Source organism: Rhodanobacter sp. C06 (assembly GCF_002001105.1).
Lineage (GTDB): Bacteria > Pseudomonadota > Gammaproteobacteria > Xanthomonadales > Rhodanobacteraceae > Rhodanobacter_A.
Genome location: NZ_MUNP01000043.1, coordinates 72,825 through 99,520, shown reverse-complemented (window position 1 = coordinate 99,520; position 26,696 = coordinate 72,825). Strand labels below are relative to the sequence as shown.

21 protein-coding genes are annotated in these 26,696 nt (G+C 68.8%); 14 read left to right on the top strand and 7 right to left on the bottom strand.

Annotation, left to right across the window (positions count from 1 at the left end):
• Window positions 1–2: 2 nt before the first annotated feature.
• Window positions 3–1,841 (bottom strand): monovalent cation:proton antiporter-2 (CPA2) family protein, encoded by a 1,839-nt coding sequence (locus tag B0E52_RS07970; protein WP_077483387.1) that lies wholly within the window; start codon window positions 1,839–1,841, stop codon window positions 3–5.
• Window positions 1,842–1,939: 98 nt separating this feature from the next.
• Between B0E52_RS07970 and B0E52_RS07965 the strand changes: the two genes are divergently transcribed.
• A complete protein-coding gene (locus B0E52_RS07965; protein ID WP_077483289.1) occupies window positions 1,940–2,728 on the top strand; it encodes a glutaminyl-peptide cyclotransferase in 789 nt (262 codons plus the stop codon).
• Between the two features lie 19 nt (window positions 2,729–2,747).
• On the opposite strand, the gene B0E52_RS07960 is transcribed toward B0E52_RS07965, so the two are convergent.
• Entirely contained in the window at window positions 2,748–3,626 is an 879-nt protein-coding gene (locus B0E52_RS07960; protein WP_077483288.1) for a LysR substrate-binding domain-containing protein, read from the bottom strand.
• A gap of 106 nt (window positions 3,627–3,732) precedes the next feature.
• Between B0E52_RS07960 and B0E52_RS07955 the strand changes: the two genes are divergently transcribed.
• From B0E52_RS07955 to B0E52_RS07945, 3 genes are read left to right on the top strand one after another with little or no spacing between them, the layout of a single operon-like run.
• Complete coding sequence (locus tag B0E52_RS07955; protein WP_077483287.1) at window positions 3,733–4,050, top strand: carboxymuconolactone decarboxylase family protein; 318 nt, start codon at window positions 3,733–3,735, stop codon at window positions 4,048–4,050.
• Window positions 4,047–4,610: a DUF4865 family protein gene (locus B0E52_RS07950; RefSeq protein ID WP_077483286.1), complete on the top strand. Its 564-nt coding sequence runs from the start codon at window positions 4,047–4,049 to the stop codon at window positions 4,608–4,610. The genes B0E52_RS07955 and B0E52_RS07950 overlap by 4 nt, the downstream gene beginning before the upstream one ends.
• A 23-nt stretch (window positions 4,611–4,633) precedes the next feature.
• Window positions 4,634–5,014 (top strand): tautomerase family protein, encoded by a 381-nt coding sequence (locus B0E52_RS07945; RefSeq protein ID WP_077483285.1) that lies wholly within the window; start codon window positions 4,634–4,636, stop codon window positions 5,012–5,014.
• A 6-nt stretch (window positions 5,015–5,020) separates the two neighbouring features.
• Here the strand turns inward: B0E52_RS07945 and B0E52_RS07940 are convergent, their stop codons facing one another.
• Both B0E52_RS07940 and hemB read right to left on the bottom strand, forming a co-directional pair.
• Complete coding sequence (locus tag B0E52_RS07940) at window positions 5,021–5,959, bottom strand: alpha/beta hydrolase (protein WP_077483284.1); 939 nt, start codon at window positions 5,957–5,959, stop codon at window positions 5,021–5,023.
• 139 nt (window positions 5,960–6,098) lie between these two features.
• The gene (gene hemB / locus B0E52_RS07935; protein WP_077483283.1) at window positions 6,099–7,091 is read right to left on the bottom strand and encodes a porphobilinogen synthase; all 993 of its coding nucleotides are present in this window, start codon (window positions 7,089–7,091) and stop codon (window positions 6,099–6,101) included.
• A 167-nt stretch (window positions 7,092–7,258) separates the two neighbouring features.
• On the opposite strand from hemB, the gene B0E52_RS07930 reads away from it, so the two are divergent.
• The 10 genes from B0E52_RS07930 to B0E52_RS07885 all read left to right on the top strand — a co-directional run bounded on the left by B0E52_RS07930 (window position 7,259) and on the right by B0E52_RS07885 (window position 21,845).
• Window positions 7,259–8,857: a S53 family peptidase gene (locus B0E52_RS07930; protein ID WP_077483282.1), complete on the top strand. Its 1,599-nt coding sequence runs from the start codon at window positions 7,259–7,261 to the stop codon at window positions 8,855–8,857.
• A 168-nt stretch (window positions 8,858–9,025) separates the two neighbouring features.
• Window positions 9,026–10,045, top strand: a complete 1,020-nt coding sequence (gene glk, locus B0E52_RS07925) for a glucokinase (RefSeq protein WP_077483281.1) — start codon at window positions 9,026–9,028, stop codon at window positions 10,043–10,045.
• Between the two features lie 205 nt (window positions 10,046–10,250).
• A complete protein-coding gene (locus B0E52_RS07920; protein ID WP_077483386.1) occupies window positions 10,251–10,934 on the top strand; it encodes an HAD family hydrolase in 684 nt (227 codons plus the stop codon).
• 190 nt (window positions 10,935–11,124) lie between these two features.
• Complete coding sequence (locus tag B0E52_RS07915; RefSeq protein WP_077483280.1) at window positions 11,125–12,141, top strand: LacI family DNA-binding transcriptional regulator; 1,017 nt, start codon at window positions 11,125–11,127, stop codon at window positions 12,139–12,141.
• A 191-nt stretch (window positions 12,142–12,332) separates the two neighbouring features.
• Window positions 12,333–14,837, top strand: coding sequence for a glycoside hydrolase family 3 N-terminal domain-containing protein (locus B0E52_RS07910; protein ID WP_077483279.1), 2,505 nt, complete (start codon window positions 12,333–12,335; stop codon window positions 14,835–14,837).
• Between the two features lie 33 nt (window positions 14,838–14,870).
• Window positions 14,871–16,262 (top strand): sugar porter family MFS transporter, encoded by a 1,392-nt coding sequence (locus B0E52_RS07905; RefSeq protein WP_077483278.1) that lies wholly within the window; start codon window positions 14,871–14,873, stop codon window positions 16,260–16,262.
• A 251-nt stretch (window positions 16,263–16,513) separates the two neighbouring features.
• On the top strand, window positions 16,514–18,946 hold the full coding sequence (locus B0E52_RS07900) for a TonB-dependent receptor (protein ID WP_077483277.1): 2,433 nt from the start codon (window positions 16,514–16,516) through the stop codon (window positions 18,944–18,946).
• Between the two features lie 154 nt (window positions 18,947–19,100).
• Window positions 19,101–20,690, top strand: a complete 1,590-nt coding sequence (locus tag B0E52_RS07895) for a tryptophan halogenase family protein (protein ID WP_077483276.1) — start codon at window positions 19,101–19,103, stop codon at window positions 20,688–20,690.
• A 99-nt stretch (window positions 20,691–20,789) separates the two neighbouring features.
• Window positions 20,790–20,987, top strand: coding sequence for a hypothetical protein (locus B0E52_RS07890; RefSeq protein ID WP_077483275.1), 198 nt, complete (start codon window positions 20,790–20,792; stop codon window positions 20,985–20,987).
• 123 nt (window positions 20,988–21,110) lie between these two features.
• The gene (locus B0E52_RS07885) at window positions 21,111–21,845 is read left to right on the top strand and encodes a sel1 repeat family protein (protein WP_139351619.1); all 735 of its coding nucleotides are present in this window, start codon (window positions 21,111–21,113) and stop codon (window positions 21,843–21,845) included.
• A 61-nt stretch (window positions 21,846–21,906) separates the two neighbouring features.
• On the opposite strand, the gene B0E52_RS07880 is transcribed toward B0E52_RS07885, so the two are convergent.
• The 3 genes from B0E52_RS07880 to secB form a co-directional block, all read right to left on the bottom strand.
• Window positions 21,907–24,921: a DEAD/DEAH box helicase gene (locus B0E52_RS07880; protein ID WP_077483273.1), complete on the bottom strand. Its 3,015-nt coding sequence runs from the start codon at window positions 24,919–24,921 to the stop codon at window positions 21,907–21,909.
• A 127-nt stretch (window positions 24,922–25,048) separates the two neighbouring features.
• Window positions 25,049–26,074 carry an NAD(P)H-dependent glycerol-3-phosphate dehydrogenase gene (locus tag B0E52_RS07875; RefSeq protein WP_077483272.1) on the bottom strand — a complete coding sequence of 342 codons (1,026 nt, stop codon included), beginning with the start codon at window positions 26,072–26,074 and terminating at the stop codon, window positions 25,049–25,051.
• Between the two features lie 8 nt (window positions 26,075–26,082).
• The gene (secB, locus tag B0E52_RS07870) at window positions 26,083–26,595 is read right to left on the bottom strand and encodes a protein-export chaperone SecB (protein ID WP_077483271.1); all 513 of its coding nucleotides are present in this window, start codon (window positions 26,593–26,595) and stop codon (window positions 26,083–26,085) included.
• Window positions 26,596–26,696: the final 101 nt, after the last annotated feature.

Sequence of the window (26,696 nt, the reverse complement as noted above, 5' to 3'; positions counted from 1 at the left end):
GCTCAGTCCGGACTGGTCAACGGCGTGTCCGGATTGCGCTCGCGCGCCTGGCGCGCCTGCGGCTCGTCGTCGGCCTCGAACAGCTTGTCGAGTTCGGCCAGCGCCTCTTTCGTGGTCTGCACCAGCTTGGCCTCGTCGTCGTAGACGAGGTACTGCGTCTTGATCAACTCGGCGTCCTGGCGGCGGAAACGTTCCACGCGATCCATCGCGCGTTCGGGCGTCAGGCCCAGCGCGATCAGCGTCTGCTTGGTCATCTTGAGGCTGGAATAGAGCGTCTCGCGGATCGGTTCGTCGATGCCGAGATCCATCAACCGCCACACGTGCTGGCGGTTGCGCGCGCGCGCCACGATCTTCAGGTGCGGATACATGCGCCGCACCACGCGTGCCACATGCAGGCTGGATTCGGGATTGTCGCTGGCCAGCACGAACACCTCGGCCTTGTCCGCCTGCGCGGCGCGCAGCAACTCGGGGCGCGCGGGATCGCCATAGAAGATGTCGCTGCCGCGACCGAAGCGGCGGATCAGGTCCACCTGCTCGACCGAGTGGTCCAGCGCCACGAACGGGATCCCCTCCGCACGCAGCACGCGCGACACGATCTGCCCCATGCGGCCATAGCCGGCGATGATCACGCGCGGCGAGTGCGCCACGATGGTGTCGAAATCGCGTGCCGGCTTGCGCACCTTGTGCGCACCCAGCAGCTTCGCCAGGCCCGTCACCAGCAGCGGCGTCAACGCCATCGACAGCGTGATCGCCAGCACCAGCAGGTTGTGCTGGCGCGCGCTGATCAGGCCCTGCTCGCCGGCCAGCTTCAGCACCACGAAGGCGAACTCGCCGCCGCAAGCCAGCAGCACCGCGAGGCGCAGCGCATCGCCGCGCTCCAGGCCGCCCACGATGCGCCCCAGCGGCCACAGCAGCGCGCCCTTCAGCAGCAGCAGCGCGGCGACCAGGCCCAGCACCAGCACCGGCGCGCGCAGCAGCAGCGAGATGTCCATCGACATGCCCACGCTGATGAAGAACAACCCCAACAGCAGGCCCTTGAATGGCTCGATGTTGGATTCCAGCTCGTGGCGGTATTCCGAATCGGCCAGCAGCACGCCGGCGAGGAAGGCGCCCAGCGTCACCGACACGCCAGCCACCTCCATCAGCAGCGCCACGCCCATCACCACCAGCAGCGCGGTGGCGGTGGACACCTCCACCGCGTCCGCCTTCGCCACGAAGCGGAACACCGGCCGCAGCAGGTAGCGGCCCCCCACCACCACCGCCACGATCACGCCCACCGTGCGCAGCGTGCCCGCGAGATCGAAGCCGTGGCTGGTCGTGCTGCTGGCCAACAGCGGCACTGCCGCGATCAGCGGGATCGCCGCGAGATCCTGGAACAGCAGGATCGCGAACGCCTGCCGGCCGTAGGAGGTGCCGGCCTCCTTGCGCTCGCCGAGGATCTGCAGGCCGAACGCGGTGGAGGACAGCGCCAGGCTGCCGCCCACGATGAACGCCGCCCCCGGCGTGAGGCCGAGCAGGCGCCAGGCGATCACGCCGATCACCGTGCTGGTGGCCAGCACCTGCAGCAGGCCGGTGCCGAAGACCGAGCGGCGCATCACCCACAACCGTTGCGGCGACAGCTCCAGGCCGATCACGAACAGCATCAGCACCACGCCGAACTCGGAAATCGCGGCGACGCCCTCGGTGTCGCCCACCAGGCCCAGCGCCTGCGGCCCTATCGCCATGCCTGCCAGCAGATAGCCCAGCACCGAGCCCAGCCGGAAGCGCTTGGTCAGCGGCACCGCGATCACCGTGGCCAGCAGGAACACCACGGCAACCTGCAGGAAATGATGGCTGTCCACGTGCACTCCGTTCCGTTCGCGGGTCCCGATTATTCCACGCGCCCGCATTCACCGGCTGTGCTGCCACGCAAGGCCGCAGCATGGGATCATCCAAGACCATGAAAATCCTCGCCGCCATCGCCGCCGCAGCATTCGCCCTGACTTGCATCGCCCCGGCGCGCGCGCACGACAACATTCCCGTCTACGGCTACCGCGTGGTGCACGGCTACCCGCACGATCCGCAGGCCTATACCGAGGGCTTGCTGTATCTGGACGGCCATCTCTACGAGAGCACCGGCCAGGTGGGCAGCTCCGGCGTGCGCAAGGTGGAACTGGCGACCGGCAAGGTGCTGCAGCAGTCGCCCACGCCATGGCCGGACTATGGCGAAGGCATCGCGGTGTGGAAGGACAAGCTGATCCAGCTCACCTGGCAGAGCCACGAGGGTTTCGTCTACGACCTCGCCACGCTGAAGCCGCAGGCGCGTTTCGACTATCCGGGCGAAGGCTGGGCGCTGACCAGCGATGGCAAGCGCCTGTACATGAGCGACGGCACGCCTACCATCCGCATCCTCGATCCCGACACGCTCAAGCAGGTGGGCAGCATCCAGGTCACCGCCGACGGCCATCCGCTGCAGAACATCAACGAACTGGAATGGGTGAAGGGCCAGATCTACGCCAACGTGTGGCTGACCACGCGCATCGCACGCATCGACCCGAAGAGCGGCAAGGTGGTGGGCTGGATCGAACTGGCTGGTCTGGTGCCGCCGGCCGGCACGCTGGCCGATCCCGTCAACGACGTACTGAACGGCATCGCCTACGACGCGCAGCACGACCGCCTGTTCGTCACCGGCAAGTGCTGGCCGAAGCTGTACGAGATCAGGCTGACCGCGCCGAAGCGCGGGCATTGAAAACGCCGTAGTAGCGCAATCACCCTGCCGCCAGCGTGCGCTGGATGATGCCGGCCAACTGGGCCACCGCTGGCGCCGGTTCCGCGTCGGCGCGATGCAGCGCCAGCCCCAGCATCGGCAGTGCGGGCAGTCCGGCCTCCTTGGCGGTGAGCGCCCGCACGTTGGCCGGCAGGCCCAACGGCGTGCGCACGCTCACGCCCAGCCCCGCGCTCACCGCGGCCCATGTGCCGGCGAGGCTGGCGCTGCTGAAGGCGACGCGCCACGCGATACCCGCGCGGTCCAGCGCCTCGATCGCCGCGTTGCGGAGCAGGCAAGGCGATTCCAGCACCGCCAGCGGCAGCGGTTCGCCGCGTCGACGCAGTTTCGCGGCCGGCGCACCGGCCGCAGCTATCCAGCGCATCGGCCAGCGCCCCACGCGCTCGGCGTGCGGGCTGTCCGTGCCGGCTTCCCAAGCCAGCGCGAGATCCAGCCGGCCGCGATTCACGCCATCGAGCAGCTCTGCGTTGCGCGCGATGCGCGCCTCGATGCGCAGCCGCGGGTGCGCCCGCGCGAAGCGGCCCAGCACCGCCGGCAGCAGGCTTTCGCCGAAGTCCTCTTGCAGGCCCAGTCGCACGCGGCCTTCCAGTTCCGCGCCGCGGATCGCCGCGGCGGCCTCGTCGTTCAATTCCAGCAGGCGCCGCGCGTAACCCAGCATCACCTCGCCCGCCTCGGTGAGCGCCATGCCGCGGCCGACCTTGCGCAGCAGCGGCGTGCCGGCCTGCTGCTCCAGCTTCTTCAGCTGCGCGCTCACCGCCGAGGTGGAGCGGCTCAGCCGTTCCGCCGCCTGCGCAAAGCTGCCCAGCTCGATGCCGGTGGCGAAGCTGCGCAGATTATCGATGTCGAAGTTGACGCGAGGCATGGTAACAATCCTGTTTTCCGGGACAATAAATTCCAAATTTCCCGATTTTCAGGATCATCATGGAGCGCTATGGTGGCTGCCGTCAAATCCCCCGGAGACTGCCGAGATGGCCCACGATCCGCATTACGCCCGCAAGAGCATCGGCGACTTCGCGCCGAAGCTGGCCGAACTCACCGACGAGGTGCTGTTCGCCGACATCTGGGCGCGCAGCGGACTCGCTCCTCGCGAGCGCAGCATCGCCACGCTGGCGGCGCTGGTCGCGCTCAACCGCACGGAGCAGTTGCCGTTCCACTTCGCTCGCGCCCGCGACAACGGCCTGATCGAGGCGGAACTGGTCGAGCTGATCACCCACCTCGCGTTCTACGCGGGCTGGCCCTGTGCGTTCTCGGCGATCGGCGTGCTGCGCAAGGAACTGGCGCCATGATCGCGATGCAGTACGCCATCACGCTGCCTGCCGATTACGACATGGCGATCATCCGCCGCCGCATCGCGGACAAGGGTCATCTGCTCGACGACTTCCCCGGTCTCGCGTTCAAGGCCTGGTTGCACGCCTCGCGCAACGACGATGCGCTGCCTAGCCGCGACAATCTCTACGCGCCGTTCTACCTGTGGCACGACAGCGAGGGCATGAACGCCTTCCTCGGCGGCGCCGGCTTCGCCACGCTGGCGCGCGACTTCGGCCGCCCCGCGGTGCGCACGTGGATACCGTGGCGGGCGGAACTGGCCGCCGACCTGCACGACGCCGTTTGCGCCACGCGTGAGCTCGTCGTGATTCCCGCGCATGCCGACCTTGCTGAACTGCGTGCTGCGGAGATCGCCGCGGCGCGGCAGGACCGCGCCGCCGGCGCGCTGGCCGCGATCAGCGCCTGCGACCCGGCCGGCTGGACCCTGCTGCGCCTGCGCCTGTGGCCGACGCTGCGCCCCGATCTTGCCCACGCGGATCGCCAGCTCTACCGCGTAGGCCATGTCTCGCAACCGCACTGAACCCCACACCCACGGAGCTACCCATGCCTCTCGTCCGCATCTCCCTGCGCCGCGGCAAGTCCGCCGCCCAGCTCGCCGCACTGCGCAACGGCATCTACGAAGCCATGCGCGAGACCTTCAACGTGCCCGAGGATGATCGTTTCATCCTGATCCACCAGCATGAGGCCGATGAGTTCGACTACGACCCGCACTACCTCGGCATCGCGCGCAGCGACGATCTGGTGATCGTGCAGATCGCCTGCAACAACACGCGCACGGTGGCGCAGAAGCAGGCGTTCTACCGCAGCGTGGCCGAGAAGCTCGCCGCCGATCCCGGCCTGCGCCCCGAGGACGTCTTCATCAACCTGCTGGAGACAGCCAAAGAGAACTGGTCGTTCGGCAAGGGCATCGCGCAGTATGCGTGAACAGCCTCAGGGTGGAAGCACGCCTATCGTGCGCATCCACGCATCCGCCAGATCGGTCCAGTGGGTGATCGGCAGGTTCGTGCGCCGCACGCCGAAGGCATGGCCGCCTTGCGCGTACAGATGCACCTCCGTCGGCACGTCGGCGGCTTTCAGCGCGGCGAAATAAGTCAGCGCCTGCTGCACGCCATCCACGTCGTCGTTCTCGGCCTGCACGATGAAGGTGGGCGGCGTGTCGCGGGTAACGGGCACGTTCCTGTTCAAACTGCCATCGTCATGCGCGAGGTGTCCGGGGTAGATCGCCATCGCGAAATCCGGGCGCGCACTTTCCTTGTCGGCCGTATCCACCGGCTTGTACAAACGCTTGTTGAAGTGCGTGCTGATTTCCGCCACCAGGAAACCGCCGGCGGAGAAACCGACCACGCCGACCTTGTGGGGATCGATGTGCCATGCCTTCGCATGCAGGCGCACCAGACCCATCGTGCGCTGCACGTCCTCCAGCGCCATCGTCGGCACCTGGTAATTGTGCGGCCGACAATCGCAGTGCCAGTCGTAGGGCGCGCCCGGAACGCGGTATTTCAGCAGCACGCAGGTGATGCCGCGCGCGGTAAGCCAGTCGCAGATCTCGGTGCCTTCCAGATCGATGGCCAGTATCTCGAAGCCGCCACCGGGGATCACCACCACCGCGGCGCCGGTGTTGTTTCCTTGCGGGGCATAGACCGTCATGGTGGGCCGCGACACGTTGCTCACCGCGGTCACGGTCTTGCCGGCGAGCAGCGTGGTGCCGGTTTTCGCGTACTCCGGCCCCGGCATGGCCATCATGTCGGGCGGCGTGCCCGGCCACAGCGGTATCTGCACGTGCCCGGCAGCCGGCTGCCACACCTCGGCTTTCGCCTGCAGGCTCGCGCATGCAAGCAACAACGTCAGCGACACGATCCACGGCTTCATGGCACTCCCTCGCCCCGGCGCTTGGCCAAGGCTGCACGATCAAGATGGGAAATCAGGTGGAACTCCTCGGCACCATCCTGCGCTGTGCGCCGGACTCGCCGCGGTCGCTGCCGTGTTTTTTTTCGGGCAAGCGATTCGACTATTCCCCGCGCAACCAGCGCGCCGCATCCACCGCGTAGTAAGTGAGGATCGCGTCCGCCCCTGCGCGCTTGAAGGCCGTGAGGGTTTCCAGCACCACGGGCTTCTCGTCCAGCCAGCCGTTCTGCGCGGCGGCCTTGAGCATCGCGTACTCGCCACTCACCTGGTAGACGAGGGTGGGCATGCCGAAGGCGTCCTTCACCCGGCGCAGCACGTCGAGATAGGGCAGGCCGGGCTTCACCATCACCATGTCGGCGCCCTCGGCGATGTCGAGCTCCACCTCGCGCAACGCTTCGTCGCTGTTGGCCACGTCCATCTGGTAGGTGTGCTTGTTGCCCTTGCCGAGGTTGGCGGACGAGCCCACCGCGTCGCGGAACGGGCCGTAGAAGCTCGACGCGTACTTGGCCGAGTAGGCGAGGATGCGGGTGTGGATGTGGTCGGCCTGCTCCAGCGCCTCGCGGATCGCGCCGATGCGACCGTCCATCATGTCCGAGGGCGCCACCACGTCCATGCCGGCGTCGGCCTGGGCCAGCGACATCTTCACCAGCGCCGCGACGGTGGGCTCGTTCATCACGTAGCCGCTTTCGTCGATCAGACCGTCCTGGCCGTGGGTGGTATAGGGGTCGAGCGCCACGTCGCCGATCAGGCCCAGCTCGGGGTAGGCCTTCTTCAGCGCACGCGTGGCGCGGTGCATCAGGTTGTCGGGGTTCCACGCCTCGCGCGCGTCCTCGCTCTTCACGCCCTGCCCCGGCGACGGAAACAGCGCCAGCGCGGGAATGCCGAGGCGCACGCACTCGCCGGCGAGCTTCACCAGCTCGTCGATGGAAAGCCGGTCCACGCCCGGCATCGACGGTACGGCCTCGCGCCGGCCTTCGCCATCGATCACGAAGGCAACCATGATGAGATCGGAAGGCAGCAGACTGTGCTCGCGCATCAGCGCGCGGGAGAAGGCGTCGTGGCGCATGCGGCGCAGACGGATGGCGGGAAAGCTCATGGGGCGGTCTCGCGGAGGAATCCGTGCATTTTAGCGCCGCGCCACGCAGCCACGACCGCCGCGGACGCTTTGCCGCAGCCGCGCCGCACGAAGCGCCAACATCTGGCCCACGCCCTGCATACACGGTTCGGCGCAGGCTCGCCTCGACCATCACGGGAGGCACCCTCATGAACACTTCCGCGCACCGCGTTGCCCATGCCGGCCACCCCTTTCCCGCCGGGACGCGTTACCTCGGCCCGCACCGCAGCCACACGCCGCTCGGGGTCACCGTGGTGTTGCGGCGCATGGGGCGGGCGCCGGCTCCCGCCGCGTGGCCGCAATCACCACGCTGGCCGCGCGGCGAGTTTGGCGCGCACTGCGGTGCTGATCCGGCCGACATTGAGCGCGTGCGCGCCCACGCCCGCACGCACGGCCTCGTGGAAACCGGCTGCGATTCGCACCGGCGCGTGCTGCACTTCAAGGGCTCGGTGGACGCGCTGCAACACGCGTTCGGCGTGCAACTGGGGCGCTACCGGACGCCCGGCGCGCGGCGCTATGTCGTCGGCCACACGCAGGCGCCCGTGTTGCCGCCCGGACTGGCTCCCTCGGTGATCGCCGTGCTGGGCCTGGACCGCCGCCCGGTGGCGAAGCCGCACTTCCGCAAGGCGCTGGCGACGCCGAACCAGACCTACACGCCGCCCCAGATGGGACAGCTCTACAACTTCCCCGCGAACACCGACGGCAGCGGCCAGTGCGTGGCGCTGATCGAGCTGGGCGGCGGCTTCCGCAAGACCGACCTCACCACCTATTTCGCCGCACTGGGCATCGCCACGCCCACGGTGACGGCGGTATCCGTGGCCGGCGGCAAGAACCGCCCCGGCGGCGCGGCCGACGCCGAGGTGATGCTGGACATCGAAATGGTGGGTGCGCTGGCGCCGGGCGCGACGATCGCGGTGTACTTCGCGCCGAACACCGACCAGGGTTTCTACGAGGCGATCTCGCAGGCGGCGCACGACGCCACGCGCAAGCCCTCGGTGATCTCGATCAGCTGGGGCGGCCCTGAGGACAGCTGGAGCGCGCCCTCGCTCGCCGCGATGCAGAGCGCGCTGGAGGACGCCGCCGCGCTCGGCGTCACGGTGACCGCCGCCGCGGGCGACGGCGGTTCCGGCGATGGCGAGAGCGACGGCCAGCCGCACGTGGACTTCCCCGCCTCCAGCCCGTATGCGCTGGCCTGCGGCGGCACCACGCTCACCGCCAGCGCCAGCGCGATCACCGGCGAAACGGTGTGGAACGAGACTGCCGGCAATGAAGGCGCCACCGGCGGCGGCGTCAGCGTGGACTATGCGCTGCCCGCATGGCAGCAGGGCGCCGGCGTGCCGCAGGCGCCGAACGGCTTCGCCGGCCGCGGCGTACCCGACGTGGCGGGCGACGCCGACCCGCTCACCGGCTACCAGGTGAGCGTGGACGGCCAGGTCGAAGTGATCGGCGGCACCAGCGCGGTGGCGCCGCTGTGGGCCGCGCTGCTGGCGCGCTGCAACCAGTCGCTGGGCCGTGCCGCGGGCGACGTGCACGCCGCGCTCTACCAGATCGGCGAGTCGGCCTTCAACGACATCACCCAGGGCAACAACGGCAGCTACGCGGCCGGGCCGGGCTGGGACGCCTGTACCGGGCTGGGCAGTCCGAACGGCCAGGCATTGCTCGCCGCGCTGGCGGCGCAGAATCCACCCGCCGCAGGTGCGCCGCCCGCCGGATCGGGCAAGCACCACCACAAGCACAAGCATGCCTGAGCGTGGGTTACGAGCCTCCCGTGGCCTGCGTTGTCCTGACGCGGGCCACGGGGGGGATCTGGACGGGTTCCAAGCCCCGTTTGCGCACCATACGTATGCACACAGTAGACGCGCACCGGCCTGACAAGGCAGGCTTGTCCTTTGTGCACCGCCGCAGGCTGTCCCCCGATGCCCCACGCAACCCCCTCCACCCTGCTTGCCGACCTGGGCGGCACCAACGTGCGCTTCGCGCTGGCCGGCGACGACACCGCCACGCCGCTGGTCATGGACAGCGTGCGCCGCTACCGGGTCAAGGATTTCGCCTCGCTCGCCGCCGCCGCGCGGCAGTACTTCGCCGACACCGGCTGCCACCCCGCGCAGGCGGTGATCGCCGCGGCGGGGCGCATCGCCGGCGGCGAGACGGTGAAGGTCACCAACAATCCCTGGGCGATCGCCGCGCATGCGCTGCAGGCCGAACTGGGCATGCAATCGGTGCGGCTGGTCAACGATTTCGCCGCGCAGAGCATGGCGGTGCCGCTGCTGGCCACCGACGCGCTGGCGCCGGTGGGTCCGCTGGGCGCGCCAACGCTGGGCCTGCCGCAGCCGCAGACCTTCGTGGTGATGGGGCCGGGCACCGGCCTCGGCGTGGCCGGCCTGCTGTGGCGCGACGAACAGTGGATCGTGCTGGAAAGCGAGGGTGGCCACGCCGGCTTCGCCGCGCACACCGCCGAGGATGTGGAGATCCTGCACCGGCTCAACGCGCGCTTCGGCCGCGTCTCCAACGAGCGCATGATCTGCGGCAACGGCCTGGTGAACCTCTATCTCGCGCTGGCCGACATCGCCGGCCAGCCGGCCGAGGAATACACGCCCGAGGACATCACCGCGCACGCCGAGGACGGCAGCGACCCGCTGTGCGTGCGCACGGTGGAGACGCTGGCCGGCATCTTCGGCAGCGTGGCCGGCGACCTGGTGCTGAGCCTGGGCGGCTGGGACGGCGTCTACCTCACCGGCGGCGTGTTGCCGTTCCTGCTGCCGTGGCTGCATCGCGGCGGCTTCCGCGAACGCTTCGAAGCCAAGGGTCGCTTCCGCGAGACGATGGAACGGGTGCCCACGCTGGCCATCGTGCATCCGGAACCCGGCCTGCTGGGCGCCGCGGCGATCGCGCTGCGTGCCGCGGGCCACAGCCTTGTTCGTTGCGATCGTGCCTGATCGCGAGAAAATCGCCCCGAGCGATTTTTGACGTCGGGGCGGCGATGGCCCGCAGGGAGACCACCGCCATGGATGGTGGTCGCAAAATCAAGCCGGCGGCGATGCGTGGCCGCACTTTTCAATGTTCCTGCAATCGTCCCTGATTGCGAAGATCAAACGGGCGGCCATCCTCGGCCGCACTTTTCAAATGAGCCACGGACCCGCCATGCCACGCCGCGACAGCGCCTTCCTGTTCGACCTCGACGGCACCCTCGTCGACAGCGTCTACCAGCATGTGCTGGCGTGGAAGGAAGCGCTGGACAGCGAAGGCATCGACCTCTCGGTATGGCGCATCCACCGCCGCATCGGCATGAGTGGCGGCCTGTTCACCCGCATGCTGCTGCGCGAGACCGGGCAGGAAATCAGCGAGGAACGCCGCACCCGCCTGTATGACGCCCACGCCGCCGCGTTCAACCGCCAGCATGCGCAGGGCGCGGTCAAGCCGCTGCCCGGCGCGCGCGAACTGCTGGCCTACCTCAGCGCCGCGGAAATCCCCTGGGCGATCGCCACCAGCGGCCAGCTGCGCACCGCTCGCCACAACCTCGAAGCACTCGGCGTCGATCCCGCGAAGGTGCCAGTAGTGACCCGCGACCAGGTGCGCCACGCCAAGCCCGACCCCGACCTGTTCCTCGCCGCCGCCGAACGGCTGGGCGTGGACATCACCCGCGCCATGGTGGTGGGCGACAGCGTGTGGGACATGCTCGCCGCGCAGCGCGCCCGCGCGCTGGGCATCGGCCTGCTCTCCGGCGGCTACGGCGAAGAAGAACTCGCCCGCTCCGGCGCGTTCCGCGTGTACGAGGATCCGGCGGACATGCTGAAGCGCATTGACGAGGTGGCGGCGCGGGCCTGAAGGCCTGTCCACGGTCTCCGTGCGATCCGCACCGGGAGCCGTTTGCGCACGAGCCGGGGAAGAACGAAGGCTGGCTGCCGCCCGGCGGTTGCGGCCCGGCGGCGCGGGCCAGTTGGAGACACTCGCCGGACAAGCTCTAATATCCGGGCCATCGCACGCCACCGGGCAGCGGCAGGAGATTCGAAACACCATGCGAGTGCGACTGGAAGATGTGGCGCGCGCAACAGGCGTCTCGCCGAAAACGGTTTCCCGCGTCCTGAACGAGGAGCCGTCGGTCAAGGAGGCAACGCGCCAGAAGGTGCTGGCGGCGATGGAGTCGATGAACTATCGCCCAAGTCCCGCCGCGCGTGGCCTGGCCGGCAGTCGTTCGTTCCTGGTCGCGATGCTGTACGACAACAACGACAATCCCGCATCGACTTATCTGGCCGAAATCCAGGATGGCGTGCTCGATTCCTGCGAGGCGCACCGCTACAGCATGATGGTCTGTCCGCTGCGCATGCGCGGGAAGGATTTCGTCCGGCGCGTCGACGCCCTGGTGACCGACCATCACATCGACGGCGTCGTGTTGACCCCGCCACTCACCGACAACCGCAAGCTGCTGGCGCGGCTGCAGGAACACGGCGTGGCGTACGCCTGCATTTCGCCCGTGCGCCACAAGGACGTCGTCGGCGTCTTCATGGACGAGCAGAAGGCGGCCAGCGACCTGGTCACCCACCTGGTCGGCCTCGGCCATCGATGCATCGCACACGTCGTGGGCATCGCCGACCACGGGGCCAGCCGTTGGCGCCAGGCCGGGTACAAGGCCGCCCTGACCGCGGCCGGCCTCGCCATCGATCCCCAGTACATCGTGCAAGGCGGATTCACCTTCGGCTCGGGCGTCGTCGCGGCGCGCCAGCTGTTCACCCTGAAGCGCCGGCCGACCGCGATCTTCGCGGCAAACGACGACATGGCCGCCGGCGTCATGTGGACGGCCAACGAAATCGGCCTCAAGGTGCCGCGCGATCTCTCCGTATGCGGTTTCGACGACACTCCGATGGCGACCCAGTTGTGGCCGTCGCTGACCACCGTGCGGCAGCCCAGCCGCGAGATGGGCAGGCTCGCCGCGCAACAGCTGCTGTTGCAGTTGCGCGGACGCGGCGACGCACGGCTGGTGCAGATTCCCTACGAGCTGCAGCTGCGCGCATCGACGGCCGCCGTGCCGGACTGACCGCGCGGCGCGCAACGCGCATCCGCCCACCTTCCCGGGCTTGCGCCGGCGGAACCCCCGCCATGTCCCTTCGCATGGACCGGCCCGGACGGGTGTTCGAACAGACCTTTCGCATCGAAATTTGACAGCGCTGTCATTTTTGCTGGACATTACCGCCTCGCCAGCGGCCCATGCCGCCGAGGAGCGCGCGAATGATCGTCCGACACCCGCCACTGCCCCGCACCCTGCTCGCCGCGCTGCTGGCTCTCGCACCCATCGGCATCGCGCTGGGCGATGGCGCCGCGACCGTGCATCCCGCCCTGTGGCCCAAGGCCCATTGGCCGCTGCCGCCGGATGCCGCGCTGGAGCAGCGCGTACACGCGCTGATGGCGAAGATGTCGGTGCGGGACAAGGTGGGACAGCTGATCCAGGCCGACATCGCCAGCATCACGCCGGAGCAGATGCGCGAATACCACCTCGGCTCCATCCTCGCCGGCGGCAACTCCAAGCCGGGCGGCGGACGCTTCGCCACCGTGGCGCAGTGGAAGGCGCTGGCCGACGCGTTCTACCGCGCGGCGATGGACACCGCGGGCGGCCACGCGGCGATCCCGCCGCTGTTCGGCATCGATGCCGTGCACGGCAACAACGGCACCCTCGGCGCCACGCTGTTCCCGCAGAACTCGGCGCTGGGCAACGCCCGCGATCCCGGACTGATACGCGAGATCGGCGCCGCCACCGCGGCCGAGGTGCGCGCCACCGGCTTCAACTGGAGCTTCGCGCCCACGCTGGCGGTGCCGCAGGATCTGCGCTGGGGTCGCGCCTACGAAGGCTATTCGCAGGATCCGCGCGTGGTGGCCAGCTATGCCGGCGCGATCGTGGAAGGCCTGCAGGGCACGCCCGGCACGCGCGACTTCCTCGACGACGCCCACACCATCGCCAGCGCCAAGCACTTCCTCGCCGACGGCGGCACCAAGGACGGCAAGGATCAGGGCGATGCCGAGATCGACGAGCACACGCTGATCGCCGTGCACGCCGCCGGCTACCCGCCCGCGATCGATGCCGGCGTGCAGACCGTGATGGCCTCGTTCTCCAGCTGGAACGGCGTGAAGATGCTGGGCAACAAGGGCCTGCTCACCGACGTGCTGAAGCGGCGCATGGATTTCCAGGGCTTCGTGGTCGGCGACTGGAACGCGCACGGCCAGGTTCCCGGCTGCAGCAACGAGGATTGCCCCGCCGCGTTCAACAACGGCGCCGACATGCTGATGGCGCCGGACAGCTGGCTGGGCCTGTACAAGCACACGCTGGCCGAGGTGGAGTCCGGCGCGATCCCGATGGCGCGCGTCGACGACGCGGTGGCGCGCATTCTTCGCGTGAAATTTCGCATGGGGCTGTTCACCGCCGGCGCGCCGTCCACGCAACCGCTGGCGCGCGACTCCGACCGCATCGTCGGCAACGCAGCACATCGCGCACTGGCGCGCCGCGCCGTGCGCGAATCGCTGGTCCTGCTGAAGAACGACGGCAACCTGCTGCCGCTGAATCCGCACCAGCGCATCCTGGTCGCGGGCGAAGGCGCCGACAGTATCTCGCAGCAAAGCGGCGGCTGGACGCTGACTTGGCAGGGTACTGGACTCAGCAACGCCGATTTTCCAGGCGCGCAATCGATCGGCACCGGCATCGCCGAGCAGGTGAAGGCCGCCAGCGGTGAGGCGGAGATCGCGCCGGATGGCCGCTACACGCACAAGCCCGACGTGGCGGTGGTGGTGTTCGGCGAGTCGCCCTACGCGGAGTTCCAGGGCGACATCGCCAACCTGCTGTTCCATCCGGGCGACGATCACGACCTTGAGCTGATCCGCCACCTGCGAGCGCAGGGCATCCCGGTGGTCGCGGTGTATCTGGGCGGCAGGCCGCTGTGGTTGAACCGCGAGATCAATGCGGCCAACGCCTTCGTCGCCGCCTGGCTGCCCGGCAGCGAAGGCGGCGGCGTGGCCGACGTGCTGCTGCGCAAGCGCGACGGCCAGGTCGACTTCGACTTTCGCGGCAAACTGGCGTTCGCCTGGCCCGGCAGCGCCGCGCCCGGCCGCGGCAAGCCGCAGTTTCCGCTGGGTTACGGCCTCACCTATGCAGACCGAGTCGTGTTGCCGAAGCTGCCGGAGCAATCCGGCATCAGCGGCGACACCGTGCGCGTGGACGACTACCTGGAGAAAGGCAAGGCCGTCGGCGGCTACACGCTTTCGCTTGTCGGCGCGGACCACAAGGCCGTCGTGGTGACCGCGACGCCGACTGCCACCGCGGATGGCGGCCTGCGCGTGACGGCGCTTGACTACAAGGCACAGGAGGATGCGCGCCAGCTCGAGTGGATCGACGGCCCGGCTTCCCTCGCGCTCGCCTCCGTCAAGCCGCTCGACCTCAGTCGCCAGGCCAACGGCGACATGATGCTGATCGTCACGCTGCGCATGGACGCGCAAGGCACCCAGCCGGTGTGGATCGGCATGGGTTGCGGCCATGACTGCCGCGGACGCGTCAAGCTGGATGCCGTACTCGCGCAGGGACGCTGGCAGCGTATCGGCGTACCGCTGAAATGCCTGCGCGCCGCCGGCGCCAACATGCGCCACGTCACGGAGCCCTTCGTGCTCGAGGCCGGCAAGGGGGAGCGGTTGTCGATCACCAGCGCGGCCCTGGGCACCAACGCCGACCGCGCGCTCGATTGCGCGCGCTAATCCGGTCCACCGCATCTGCCTGAAGGGGAATCCATGACCGACGCCATCGCCATGAAGGCACGCACACGCAGCGGTTTCGCGGCCATCCTCACCTGCGTGCTGGCTGCCCTCGCCGGCCTGATGTTCGGGCTGGACATCGGCGTGATCGCGGGCGCCACCCGGTTCATCCAAGCCGAATTCGAGGTGTCCAACCGCGCCATCGAGTGGATCGTCAGTTCGATGATGCTGGGTGCGGCGATCGGCGCCGCCGCGGCCGGCTGGTTGTCGGCGACGCTGGGCCGCAAGCGTTCGCTGGTCTTCGGCGCCGTGCTGTTCGTGGGCGGGTCGCTGCTGTGTGGTCTCGCATGGTCGCCGTGGATGCTCGCCGGTGCGCGCCTTGTGCTCGGGCTGGCGATCGGCACGGCGACCTTCACCGCACCGCTTTACCTTGCCGAAGTGGCGCCCGGGCGTATCCGCGGCGCGATGATTTCCACTTACCAGCTGATGATCACCATCGGCATCTTCATGGCCTTCCTGTCCGACACGGCGCTGAGCTACAGCGGCGCGTGGCGCTGGATGCTCGGGATCGTCGCGCTGCCCGGGGCCCTGTTCCTGCTGGGCGTGCTGGGCCTGCCGGAAAGCCCGCGCTGGCTGCTGCTGCGCGGGCGGCGCGACGAGGCCATCGCGGTACTGGGCAGGTTGCGCGAGGACACGGAAGAGGCCCGCCGCGAGGCAGACGACATCGCGCGGCAGCTGCAATCGCCGCAGCACGGCTGGCAACTGTTTCTGCGCAATGCAAACTTCCGGCGCTCGGTGGGACTGGGCGTGCTGCTGCAGGTCATGCAGCAGCTCACCGGGATCAACGTGGTCATGTATTACGCGCCGCGCATCTTCGCAGGCATGGGCTTCGGCGGCAGCGCGCAGATGTGGGCCACCGCCATCGTCGGCCTCGTCAACATGCTGGCAACCTTCGCCGCGATCGGCCTGGTGGACCGCTGGGGCCGCAGGCCCATCCTCTACCTTGGTTTCGCCGTCATGGCGGCCAGCCTCGGCACGGTGGGCGCGCTGATGCGGACGGGCACGCCGACGCACGGTCTGCAGATCGCGGGGGTCGCCGCGCTGCTCGTATTCATCGCCGGCTTCGCGATGTCCGCCGGCCCGATGGTCTGGACGCTTTGTTCGGAGGTGCAACCGCTCCGGGGGCGTGACTTCGGCATCGCCTGTTCGACGTTCGCCAACTGGGTGATCAACATGGCGGTGGGCGCCAGCTTTCTCAGCCTGCTCGACGGCATCGGCACGGCGCGGACGTTCTGGCTGTATGCGGCGCTCAACCTCGTCTTCGTCGCCTTCACCCGCGCCTGGGTTCCGGAGACGCGCGGCGTGACGCTGGAGCAGATCGAACGGCAGCTGATGTCCGGGCGGCCCCTGCGCATGCTGGGCCGATGAATCCGCCGTACCGAAACGCGGGAACCGTCCGACTGCTTCATATGCAAGCGGGAAACCGGCTGATGAAAACAGGCAATAAGCATGTTTCGCATTGCAACATGATTTGCCTGCAAATCGGCGTTATCATGAATTTGACAGCGCTGTCATTTCTTGCAAGGACAGCGCTGTCATTCAGGGGAGCAGAAACAAGCCGCCACGGCCATGCCGATGGCACACACGTCAGTCAAGAACAAAGCTCGAGGGGATACGAAATGAAGTTGCGCTACTCAGCGTTGCACATCGCCCTGTCGCTCGCCCTCGCCCCATGCCTGGCCCAGGCCGCGGAGCAAGGCGCAGCGCCGCAGGATTCCACCGCCCAAGCCGCACCGGTGAAGACGAACAAGAAGATCCAGCAGCTCGCCACCGTCGAAGTCAGCGCGACCAAGCGCCAAACGCCGCTGGAGAAGACCCCGGTCGCCGTCAGCGCGATCACCGCTGACACGCTCGACAAGCAGCGCGTGATGACGGTGCAGGACCTGACCCCGCTGGTTCCGGGCCTGCAGGCCACCTCCGAAGGTGACCACGGCGTGGTCACCCTGACCATGCGCGGCATCGGCAACGACAGTGCCAAGACCGAATATGCCGACCCCGAAGTCGCCATCTTCGTCGATGGCGTCTATACGGCACGGGCCGAGGCCGCGGCCGGCCTGCTGCTGGACATGGACGGCGTGGAAGTGCTGCGCGGCCCGCAGGGAACCCTGTGGGGACGCAACTCCACCGCCGGCGCGATGAGCTTCCAGACCGCCAAGCCGGACATCGGCGGCGATGCTTCGGGCTATGCCCAGATCGAAGCCGGCAATTACAACCAGTCGGGCGTCCGCGCGGCGGTGAACCTGCCGATCAGCAGCACCTTCGCGATGCGCGTCGCGGTGGTACACGAGCAGCACGACGGCTACGTCGACTATCAGAACCCGGCCACCGAACTGCCCAGCGTGGCGCAGCAGCAGGCGTCCTATCTCGCCTCGGGGGGCACCCTCGCCAACTTCCGCGCGATCGATCCGAACCAGTACGAACAGAACGGCGCGAAGTACAACTCGCAGGACCAGTCCGCCGCCCGCGTGAGCGCGCGCTGGCAACCCAGCGACTCGTTCACCTGGGACCTCTCCTACGAGTACTTCATCGACCGCGGCACGCCCGATCTCAGCCTGATGCAGACGCCGCGCCGCGGCCAGTCGTTCTGGTCGGCGCTGATCGACACGCCGCCCTACCTGCACCGCAACTCGGGCACGCTGCGCAGCCGCATGGACTGGGACATCAACGACAGCATGGAGCTGAGCTACATAGCCGGCGTCAACCGCTTCTCCGGCGAGGGCAACTTCGACCAGGACGTCGGCGTACAGGTGCCCACCAGCTTCACCACGGGCGCGTCCTACCAGGCCGACCGCACCAACTCCTCCAACTACAGCAATTACAGCCACGAGCTCGACCTGAAGTCGCGCGGACAGCAGACGGTCGACTGGATCGTCGGCGCCTATTACGGTCACGAAGACAACAACATCCGCTTCGACATCCCGATCATGAATGGCACGCAGTACGGCTCGGTGTCATGGCAGGGCTCGTTCATACAGCCCAAGGAGCTGGTGAATTCCACCGCCCTGTTCGGGCAGGCCACCTGGAACCTGTCCGACCGTTGGCACCTGACCGGCGGCCTGCGCTGGTCGAACGACGAGAAGCGCAACATCGACGGCCGCGGCTGGGGCTGGGACAACGACCCCAACGTGCTGCCACTGCCGATCGCGCCGAGCACCATCCCTGGCCCGGCGACCGGTTTCGCGGTATCCACCTACAACGACGCCAAGTACAGCAAGGGTCAGTGGACGTGGCTGGGCCGGATCGACACCGACATCGGCGAGCACGGCATGCTGTATGCCAGCGTGTCCACCGGCTACAAATCGGGCGGCACGCAGGACGCCGGCACGCTGTACAAGCCGGAGACGCTGACCAACTACGAGATCGGCGCCAAGTTCACCTTCCTCGACGGCCACCTGACCTGGAACAGCGCGGCCTACTACGAAAACTTCAAGGACTTCCAGCTTTCCGCGCCGATCACCTACCCGAACGGCAACCGCGGCCTGGGCTTCTCGAACGTCGGCGGCAGCACCAAGGTGGCCGGCTTCGAATCGGAGCTGGCGTACCAGCAGCCGAACGACCGCGCGAACCTGGTGCTCTCGTACATTCCCAAGAAGACCTTGGGCACGCTGGTGTACGCCGGCAGCAACGACTACCAGGGCTTGCCGGCATGCGCGCCGCAGTCGGGCATCGCCAGTTGCATGGACATCACCGGCAACGACCTGGCGCACGCGCCAACGGTTTCGCTGTCCGCCATCTACGAGCACGACTTCGTGCTGCCCAGCGGTGGCCGCCTCACCCCGCGCTTCAGTGGCCAGTACCAGAGCATGCAGTGGCTGAGCCCGTTCAACCTTGGCAGCGGCGACCAGCAGAAAGCATACTTCCGCGGCGACCTGTCGCTGCGCTACACGGAGCCGCAGGACCGCTGGTGGATCAGCGTGTATTCGCAGAACGTCACCGACGTGAAGGTGCGCACCAACGCCGGGCGCTTCCAGATGCCCGACGGCAGTTTCGAGTACGTGTCCGAGTACCTCGCGCCGCGCACCTACGGCATCCAGTTCGGCACTTCGTTCTGACACCAGGAATGGGCGGCGCCGTTCGACCGGCGCCGCTGACTGTTTGCCATTCTGTGGCGCCGCCAGCCGAGCGGGCTGGCGCCGCCCTCCCTCCCCGGGATGGCATTGCCGGGCTCCGGACGGGGCCCGGCGTTTCTTCTTCAAAGGAGCGACCATGCAGCGCTTGCGCAAGGTACTCGTGGTGGGCGGCGGTACCGCCGGCTGGCTGACCGCCTGCTACCTGGCCAAGGCGGTGAATGCCGCCGACCCGGCCAGCGTGCAGGTGCACCTGGTGGAATCCGACCGGATCGGCCTGATCGGCTTCGGCGAATCCACCTTTCCGTCGATCCGCGGCACGCTGTCGGCGATCGGGCTCGACGAGCGGCGCTTCCTGGCGGAGACCTCCGCCGCCTACAAGCAGGGCATCCGCTTCCGCCATTGGGTGCGGCCACCCGGCACGCCCGGCAAGGAACATTTCTTCCACCCCTTCAGCGTGCCCAGCCAGCGCCCCGGCGGCCCCGAGTTGCTGCCGTACTGGCTGCTGGGTGCAGCACCCGCCGGCCTGGGTTTCGCCGATGCGGTGACCATGCAAAGCCTGCTGGTCGACCGCTCGCGCGCGCCCAAGCGCGCACGCGATCCCGATTACCAGGGGCCGATGAACCACGCCTACCAGTTCGACGCCGGCCGCTTCGCCATGCTGCTGGCCGAGCACGGCCAGCAGGCGCTGGGCATCCGGCGGCACGTGGCGACCGTGGAGCGCGCTGTGCCGGACGACCACGGCGGCATCGCCAGACTGGTCACCGCCGAACTCGGCGAACTGGAGGCCGACCTCTACGTGGACTGCACCGGCATGCGCGCCAGCCTGATCGGCGAAGCGCTGCATTCTCCGTACCGCAGCTGCGGCGATATGCTGTTCACCGACCGCGCGGTCGCCATGCAAGCGCCCTACCCGCGTCCCGATGCGCCCATCCCCTCGTTCACCCTGTGCACCGCGCAGGAATCGGGCTGGGTCTGGGACATCGGCCTGCAGCAGCGGCGCGGCGTCGGCTACGTGTATTCCTCGCGGCACACCGACGCGACGCGCGCCGAGGAAACCTTCCGCCGCTACCTGGGCAGCGCAGCCGAGGGCCAGGACGCCACGCACATCCGCTTCGACAACGGCTACCGCCCGGAAGCGTGGCGCGGCAACTGCGTGGCGGTGGGGCTGTCCGGAGGCTTCATGGAACCGCTGGAATCCACCGGCATCGCACTGGTCGAGCTGGCCGCCTACCTGGTCACGCACCTGCTACCCGGCGACCGCGACGACATGGGCCGTGCGGCGCGCCACTTCAACGCGATGATGTCCGCGCGCTACGAGCGCATCGTCGATTTCATCAAGCTGCACTACTGCCTGAGCCGGCGGCGCGACTCGGCCTTCTGGGTCGACAACGCCGATCCGGCCGGCATCCCGCAGAGCCTGCAGGACAAGCTGGCGCAGTGGCGGCACCGCCCGCCGCACCGCCTCGATTTCGTCGGCGACCTGGAAATGTTCCCGGTGTCCAGCTGGCAATACATGCTCTACGGCATGGAGTTCGAAACCGACCTCGAGCTTGTGCGCGGCGCTTATCCGCGTGGCGTCGAAGCCAGCCGCGAATTCGCCATGATCCGGCAGGCGGCCACGCAGGCCCTCGACGACCTGCCGGACCACCGCGCCCTGGTCACGCACCTGTGCGAGGAATACCGCAGGCGCCCGCACGCGCCTGTCGCGCATGCGGCCACCGCCTGAACCGCGCGGATTCGCGAAGGGAAAGGGGCGAGGCCGTGGACGGCAAGCGCGCTCCGGATGCGTGGAGAACACGGCCCCACGGCGGCCTTGGCGAGGCGGATGAATCGCACCCACGCCGCGGTAGTCGGCGACAGCGTGTGGGGCATGCTCGCCGCCCGGCGTGCCCGCGCACTCGGTATCGGCCTGCTTTCCGGCGATGGTGGCGAGAGCGAACGCGCCTGCGCCGGCGCGCTCCGCGTGTCCCGGGGCTCGGCCGACATGCTGAAACGCATCGACGGGGTGGCGGCGCGCGCCTAAGTCGGCGCTAAGATCCTTGGACAAACCTAGGAAGGCCGCTCAACGACATGCGTGATACAGCGGCTGGCTCGCCGACCCAGATCCAGCCGCCGCATATGCACCTGCATGCAAGGAGGAGTTGCCATGAAGCAGCGTAGGATTCGTCTGCGCACTATCCCGTACACCATCGCGATGGCCACCTGTCTGCTCACCGCATCGCCAGCCATCGCCGCCTCGCCACCGGCGGCGGCTCCGCCGATGGGAAAAAAGATCTATTACTGCCATGAAGGCCTCGAGCAGTTCATGCCGGGCGATTACTACGCCTGCCGGGCGAAGTACTACTTCCAGCGTGGCCACTACCGCCTGGGGCTCGTGGATCTCGAAGAGTCCGCTCACTGGGCCAACAAGAACGCGCAGTACACGCTTGGCCTGCTCTATTTCAACGGCGATGTGCCCGGCGTTCCGCAGAACCGCTCGTTGGGCTTGGCTTGGCTGGCACTGTCGATCGAACGAAAGAATCAGCCGCCCTACCAGCAGGCCTACAAGCAGGCTTATTTGCGCAGTTCGCCACCGGAAATCGCAGCAGCGGAGCGGCTCTACAAGCAGTTGCGCGCGGAATACGGCGACCAGGTAGCCGGTGCCCGCGCCGTCCACCGTTTCAACCGGGAGATGTGGCCGTTCGAGGTGGCAGCCCACGAGGGCGGCATCCAGTACGTCTCGGATTTCACCGATTACCCGGAGCCGGCGATGCACGTGGTGCAGGCGTTGTACCAGCGCGCCAGCAAGGATTTCGACGGACTGCAGGGCAACGTGACCGTGGGCGCCTTGCAATCGCTAGGTGACACGCCGGCTTCGTCCACGCCCATCGTGACCCATTGATCCAGCACATCGTCTAACGGTTCGTGCGGAACACCAGGTCGGCTTGCTGGCACCGGGTCAGCTAACCAGGCGCCAGCAGCGCGTCCAGGTCGTCCTGGTCGAAGCTGAGCTTCTCGCGGCTGCCGCCGCCTTCGAGCACGGCTTCGGCGAGCTCGGCCTTGCGCGCCTTCAGCTCCTCGATGCGTTCCTCCACCGTGCCGGCGGTGATCAGGCGGAACACGAACACCGGCTTGTCCTGGCCGATGCGGTGGGCGCGGTCGCTGGCCTGCGCCTCGGCGGCGGGGTTCCACCACGGGTCGTAGTGGATCACGGTGTCGGCGGCGGTGAGGTTGAGGCCCACGCCGCCGGCCTTCAGCGAGAGCAGGAACAGCGGCACGTCGCCCTGCTGGAACTGCTGCACCGGGGTGGCGCGGTCACGCGTTTCGCCGGTGAGGGTGACGTAGGGGATGCGGCGGCGATCCAGTTCGTGCGCGATCAGCTTGAGCATGCCAGTGAACTGCGAGAACAGCAGCACCTTGCGACCCTCGTCGAGCAGCGGCACCAGCATGTCCATCAGCAGCTCGAACTTGGCCGAGCCGTGCACGCCGCGCGCGGCCTCCAGCTTCACCAGGCGCGGATCGCAGCAGACCTGGCGCAGCTTGAGCAGCGCGTCCAGCACCACGATGCCGGAGTGCTGGATGCCGCGCTGGGCGATCACCTCGCGCAGCTCCTCGGCCAGCGACAGGCGCAAGCCTTCGTACAGCTCGCGCTGGCGGCCCTCCAGCACCACGCGGCGGGTGATCTCGGTCTTCGGCGGCAGTTCCGACGCGACCTGCGCCTTGGTGCGGCGGAGGATGAAGGGTGCGAGCCGGCGATTGAGTCGGGCCAGGCATTCCTCGTCGCGCTGCTTCTCGATCGGCACGCGGTAGTAGCGGCGGAACGCGCTCTCGTCGCCGAGCAGGCCGGGCACGGCGAGGTCCACCTGCGACCACAGTTCGCCGAGATGGTTTTCCAGCGGCGTGCCGGTGAGGCAGACGTGCCGGCGTGTGCGCAGGCTGAGCAGGGCGCGGCGCGCCTGGGTGCGCGGATTCTTCACCTGCTGCGCCTCGTCGAGCACGGCGAGCGCGAACGGCTGCTTGCGCAGCGGCACCACGTCGCGCGGCAGCAGCGCATAGCTGGTCAGCACGATGTCCTGCGCACCCAGTTGGGCGTGGGCGTCGGCGCGCTGCGGGCCGTGCAGGGTGAGCACCTTGAGCGCGGGCGCGAAGCGGGCGATCTCGGCCTGCCAGTTCGGGATCAGGCTGGTGGGCACCACCACCAGCGCAGGCTGGTTGAGCGCGCCGCGTTCCTTCAGCGCGAGCAGGTGGGTGATCAGCTGCAGGGTCTTGCCCAAGCCCATGTCGTCGGCGAGCACGCCGCCCACGCCGGCCTCGGCCAGCGCATTCAGCCAGCGCAGGCCTTCGCGCTGGTAGGGACGCAGTTCCACCGTGAGTCCGGCGGGCACCGCGTCGCTGGCACGCTCGGCGGCGTCGCGCAGGCGCGCGGTGAAGCCGCGCAGCACCTCGGGCGCCTCCAGCGCGCCGTCGCTGGGCAGCGCCTCGACCAGTTCCTCCAGCCGCCCCGCCTGCACGCGCGGCAGGTGGAGCTTCGTGCGCGGCTTCTCCAGGTATTCGGCCAGCGGCGCCAGCAGGGCACGCAGCACCTTGAGCCGCACCGGCACGCGGCGGCGCTCGTCCACCGGCGCGTACCACACCGCGTCCTCCGGCTCGTTCGGCGCAGGGCTGAGGTTCAACTGGTGCTCGGCCAGCGCCTGCGCCACCGCGGGCAACAGGTTGTGGCGCTTGCCTTCCAACTCGATGCCGATCTCCAGATCGAAGGCGTGGTCGTCCGCATCCTCGGCGGCCTGGCCGTACCAGCGCACCGGGCCTTCCAGCACCTCGAACGGGAAGCTGGGCGCGTACTCCAACACGAAACCTTCCGCTTCCAGCTTCGGTCGCAGCGCCATCCAGCGCGCCGGCGTATTCACTTCCAGCGCACCGGCGTGGCCGGTGCCGGGGAACAGCCAGGCATCGTCGGGCATGGTGTCGGCCATGTCCCAGGGCAAGCCCTCGGTGTCCACCGCGGGCGTGAGGCCGGTGCGTTCGAGCTGCTCCATGGTGGCAAGCTCTTCCGCGCGGCGTCGCACAATCTCCATCAATTGGCCGTTGCGCACGCGGCGCACCAGCGGCTCGCCGCCGCGGCCGGGCAAGCGTTCGCCCGCGTAATCGAAGGACAGCCGCGCCCAGGCCAGCGGCGACGTGCCGGCGGCGAGGCGCGCGTGGCGGGTCAACGCGTGCATGGTCAGCACCGGCTTAGGCGTCAGCTCGGCGCGCTGCAGTTCGTCGAACACCTGCGGCGGCGGGATGCGCGCGGCCAACCGGCTGGCGGGCAGCATCTCGGCGAGGCGGCGCCCGTATTCGTGCTTCAGCGCCGGCAGGTCCATCCATGCCGTTTCCTCGGGCGCGGCCTCCAGATGGCCGAGCGTGGCGTGCTCGGCGTCGAGGTACCACAGGCCGTCGATGCGCAGCAGACGCTGGCTGTGCGGCAGATTCGGCAGCAAGCGCTGGCTGCCGTCCGTCTCCAGTTGCCAGTGCCAGTTGAGCGGGTGCGCCTTGCCGCGCGACAGGCGTAGGCCGGCGAGGCCGCCGAGGAAACATGGCGCCGTGTCCAGCAATTCGACCAGCAGGCTGTCACCGACGTGGCCGCCCAGCCGCGCGTAGCTGCGCCCCTTGCGCTGGGTCTGTGGCAGGCCGAGCACGGCGGCGGCGAGGCGCTGCTCGTGCGGCGGCAGCGGTGCCTGGATCAGCTGCCGGCTGTCCAGCGGCGCCGGCCGCGCATAGCGGCCGTGTTCGGCCACGGCAAGCAGCACCGGCGCCACTTCGAGGTGCGCCCAAGCGGCGCCCTCCTCCGGCATCACTTCCAGGAAGAAGCCCAGCACCACCGACTCGTCGCCGCCCGACGCCCTGGGCAAGTCCAGCAGGCGCTGCCAAGTGGGCGGCAGGCGTTCGTCGCGGCCGCCGGGTGGCGTGACGTGCTGTTTCCCGTCCGGTTGCTGCATGCGCATGCGCCCCGTGGCGACGACCAAAACGTCGAGCTTAGCAGGCAGATCGTGCGTGTAGGAGCGGCTTCAGCCGCGACCTGCAACACCTGATCGCGGCTGAAGCCGCTCCTGCGGCGGTTATCGCTCAGGCGTTGCCGAACAAGCCGTGCGGGTATTCCGGCTTCTGCTCGCGCGCCATCAACGCCTTCAGCCCTTCGGCCGGGGTGACTTCGCCGTGCAGCACGGCGCGCACGCCGGCACTGATCGGCAGATCCAGCGCATGCTGGTCGGCCAGCCGCGCCACCTCGTCGGCGGCGAGCACGCTTTCCACCACCTGGCCGATCTGGCGTACCGCCTCGTCGATCGCCACGCCCTTGCCCAGTGCAAGGCCGAGTCGGCGGTTGCGTGAGAGGTCGCCGGTGCAGGTGAGCACCAGGTCGCCAAGGCCGGACAGGCCGATCAGCGTCTCCGGGCGTGCGCCCAGCGCCACGCCGAGGCGCAGCATCTCGTTCATGCCGCGGGTGATCAGGCCGGCACGGGCGTTGAGGCCCAGGTCCATGCCATCGGCGATGCCGGTGGCCACCGCCAGCACGTTCTTCATCGCGCCACCGAGTTCGGCGCCCAGCATGTCGCCACCGGTGTAGGCACGCAGGTTGGGCGCGTGCAGCAGGTGGGCGACGCGCTGCGCGCAGGCGGCGTCTTCCGAATGCACGGTGACCGCACTGGGCAGGCCGGCCGCCACTTCCTTGGCGAACGAGGGCCCGGTGATCACGGCCGCCGGGCTGTGCGGCAGGCGTCGCCCCACCAGTTCATGCAGGAAGCGGCCGGTGCCCGGCTCGAAGCCCTTGGTGGCCCAGGCCAGCGTGGCGCCGTCGGCGAGCAGCGGCGCGACGTCCTCCAGCATCGCCGCGAAGGCGTGGCTGGGCACCACCAGCAGCACGACGCCGGCGCCGCGCACGGCGGCCGCCAGGTCCGGCTCGTAGACCAGTGCTGCCGGCAACTCGATGCCCGGCAGATAACGCTGGTTGCAGCGCACTGTGGCCATCGCCTTCAGCGTGGCCGGATCGCGGCCCCACAGCCGGGTCGGCACGCCGTTGCGCGCGGTCAGGGCGGCCAGCGCGGTACCCCAGGAACCGGCACCGAGTACCGCCAGGGTCGGATGCTGCGTCATGGACGGGCTCAGCTGTTGAGCTGGACCGGTGCGTCCCCGCCGCCGGTCGTGCGGCGCATCTGCTCGGCGTACAGGGCGTCGAAGTTGATCGGCTGCAGCAGGAACGGCGGGAAGCCGCCTTCGAGCACCATCGAGGAGATCACTTGGCGCGCGTACGGGAACAGCAGGTTCGGGCAGTAGCTGCCGATCACCCCGGCGCGGTCCTCGTCGGCGAAGCCGGAGATGCCGAACAGGCCGGCCTGCTCCACCTCGGCGAGGTAGGCGGTGCGCTCGCCCAGCGTGCAGGTGAGGGTGACGCTGAGCACCACCTCGTACAGGTCATTGCCCAGGTCCATGGCCTTGTGGCCCAGGTTCAGCTGCACCTGTGGCGCGGTCTGATCGCTCTCGCCGGAGAACTCCTGGAAGATCTGCGGCGCGCCCGGCACCTCGAAGGACACGTCCTTCACATAGATCTTCTGCAGCACCAGCTGCGGCGGGTTGCCCTGCGCGCTGGCCTGGCCGTTGGCGATGACTTCTGCCATGGGAATCCCTCTATCGGTCTGGCGTCAAAAGAGGTGGATTGTTTCATACCTGCCGGCCCCGTGCATACGCGACCGGGCGCAAGCCGGCCGGCGGGATTGCG

Excerpts from the sequence above, each read along its gene's own strand:
- B0E52_RS07895 (WP_077483276.1), top strand. The coding sequence starts at position 19,101 with ATGCAGCGCTTGCGCAAGGTACTCGTGGTGGGCGGCGGTACCGCCGGC.
- B0E52_RS07885 (WP_139351619.1), top strand. The coding sequence starts at position 21,111 with ATGAAGCAGCGTAGGATTCGTCTGCGCACTATCCCGTACACCATCGCG.
- B0E52_RS07890 (WP_077483275.1), top strand. The coding sequence starts at position 20,790 with ATGAATCGCACCCACGCCGCGGTAGTCGGCGACAGCGTGTGGGGCATG.
- B0E52_RS07880 (WP_077483273.1), bottom strand. The coding sequence starts at position 24,921 with ATGCAGCAACCGGACGGGAAACAGCACGTCACGCCACCCGGCGGCCGC.
- B0E52_RS07905 (WP_077483278.1), top strand. The coding sequence starts at position 14,871 with ATGACCGACGCCATCGCCATGAAGGCACGCACACGCAGCGGTTTCGCG.
- B0E52_RS07950 (WP_077483286.1), top strand. The coding sequence starts at position 4,047 with ATGATCGCGATGCAGTACGCCATCACGCTGCCTGCCGATTACGACATG.
- B0E52_RS07940 (WP_077483284.1), bottom strand. The coding sequence starts at position 5,959 with ATGAAGCCGTGGATCGTGTCGCTGACGTTGTTGCTTGCATGCGCGAGC.
- B0E52_RS07920 (WP_077483386.1), top strand. The coding sequence starts at position 10,251 with ATGCCACGCCGCGACAGCGCCTTCCTGTTCGACCTCGACGGCACCCTC.
- B0E52_RS07945 (WP_077483285.1), top strand. The coding sequence starts at position 4,634 with ATGCCTCTCGTCCGCATCTCCCTGCGCCGCGGCAAGTCCGCCGCCCAG.
- B0E52_RS07955 (WP_077483287.1), top strand. The coding sequence starts at position 3,733 with ATGGCCCACGATCCGCATTACGCCCGCAAGAGCATCGGCGACTTCGCG.
- secB (WP_077483271.1), bottom strand. The coding sequence starts at position 26,595 with ATGGCAGAAGTCATCGCCAACGGCCAGGCCAGCGCGCAGGGCAACCCG.
- B0E52_RS07875 (WP_077483272.1), bottom strand. The coding sequence starts at position 26,074 with ATGACGCAGCATCCGACCCTGGCGGTACTCGGTGCCGGTTCCTGGGGT.
- B0E52_RS07915 (WP_077483280.1), top strand. The coding sequence starts at position 11,125 with ATGCGAGTGCGACTGGAAGATGTGGCGCGCGCAACAGGCGTCTCGCCG.
- hemB (WP_077483283.1), bottom strand. The coding sequence starts at position 7,091 with ATGAGCTTTCCCGCCATCCGTCTGCGCCGCATGCGCCACGACGCCTTC.
- glk (WP_077483281.1), top strand. The coding sequence starts at position 9,026 with ATGCCCCACGCAACCCCCTCCACCCTGCTTGCCGACCTGGGCGGCACC.
- B0E52_RS07900 (WP_077483277.1), top strand. The coding sequence starts at position 16,514 with ATGAAGTTGCGCTACTCAGCGTTGCACATCGCCCTGTCGCTCGCCCTC.
- B0E52_RS07960 (WP_077483288.1), bottom strand. The coding sequence starts at position 3,626 with ATGCCTCGCGTCAACTTCGACATCGATAATCTGCGCAGCTTCGCCACC.
- B0E52_RS07930 (WP_077483282.1), top strand. The coding sequence starts at position 7,259 with ATGAACACTTCCGCGCACCGCGTTGCCCATGCCGGCCACCCCTTTCCC.
- B0E52_RS07965 (WP_077483289.1), top strand. The coding sequence starts at position 1,940 with ATGAAAATCCTCGCCGCCATCGCCGCCGCAGCATTCGCCCTGACTTGC.
- B0E52_RS07910 (WP_077483279.1), top strand. The coding sequence starts at position 12,333 with ATGATCGTCCGACACCCGCCACTGCCCCGCACCCTGCTCGCCGCGCTG.